General features: G+C 70.9%; 1 protein-coding gene. It reads left to right on the top strand.

What is annotated here, in order from left to right:
- Positions 1 to 1,060, top strand: a 1,060-nt coding sequence (locus ACFWWU_RS37370) for a C45 family autoproteolytic acyltransferase/hydolase (RefSeq protein ID WP_384153702.1), incomplete at its 5' end; no start/stop codon positions are given.
- Between the last annotated feature and the right edge of the window lie 88 nt (positions 1,061 to 1,148).

Below are 1,148 nucleotides of genomic sequence, written 5' to 3'. Positions count from 1 at the left end.
CGCGAACGGCAGCGACCCACTCGAGCGCGGTCGTGAGCGGGGGCGACAGCTCAGCGCTGCCCTGCCCGCGGGACTGCGGACATATCTGGAGCTCTTCGCCAAGTACGAACTCGACGAGGGCGCAGTGCGCGAGTTCGCGCTGCGCTGCGCCGACGCCGTCGCCGGGTGGCGCCCGGAACGCCTCGCCGAGATGGACGGCATCGCCGCCGGTGCGGGCGTCGAGCCGTGGCACGTCTATGCGCTGAACGCGCGCACCGAGATCCTGTCGCAGGGAGTCGGCGCGGCTCCGGGCGAATGCTCGACGATCGGGCGTCGGGTGGAGCTCGGCGACGGCACCGTGCGCACCTTCGGGCTGCAGACCTGGGACTGGCACCACCAGCTCGACGGCGAATGGCACACCCACGAGACGCGCGGAGGCCGCCACGACTTCGCCGGCCTCACCGAGCACGGGATGCTCGGCAAGATCGGCGTGAACAGCGCCGGTCTCGCGCTGCACTTCAACATCCTGGGGCACCGAACCGACGGCGCCGGCGGCGTGCCGGTGCACGTGCTGTCGGCGACCGTGCTCGAGGAGGCGGCCACGGTGAAGGAGGCGGTCGAACTCGTGCGCGACGCGCCCCGCAGCGCCTCGAGCTCGTTCACCCTGCTCGACACCGAGCGCGTCGTCACCACCGACATCACGCCGATCGGGGTGTTCGTGGTCGAACCCGTCGACGGCGTGGTGGTGCGCACCAACCACTTCCTGAGCCGCGAGGCCCAGGCCGATGAGAAGACCGAGATCTACCAACCCGACTCCGGCGAGCGCTACGACCTCATCGCGAGCCGTCTCGCCGACTACCCGGAGCCGCGAACCGACGATGAGCTGCTCGCGTTCCTCTACTCCGATCCGGGGCAACCGTTGCTCTGCCATCGTCCCGACCTGACGCTGCCATTCGGGGAGCGCTGGGCGACCCTCGCGACCGTGCAACTCGATCCGGCTTCGCGCACGGCGCGCATCGCGAACGGCTCGCCGATCGATGCGCGCGCGAGTGACTGGCGAACCCTCGTCGCGTCGGCCTGATCTCATCGAGGTCCGCCCCCCGGGCACCCGCCGGCACCGAGATCGCCGGTGCGGAATCCGCCCGGAGGGCGGATGCTGGAGTCATGAG

Origin of the sequence: Streptomyces sp. NPDC058650, from assembly GCF_042717315.1 — a bacterium.
Lineage (GTDB): Bacteria > Actinomycetota > Actinomycetes > Streptomycetales > Streptomycetaceae > Streptomyces.
This window is presented reverse-complemented; position numbering and strand designations above follow the sequence as displayed.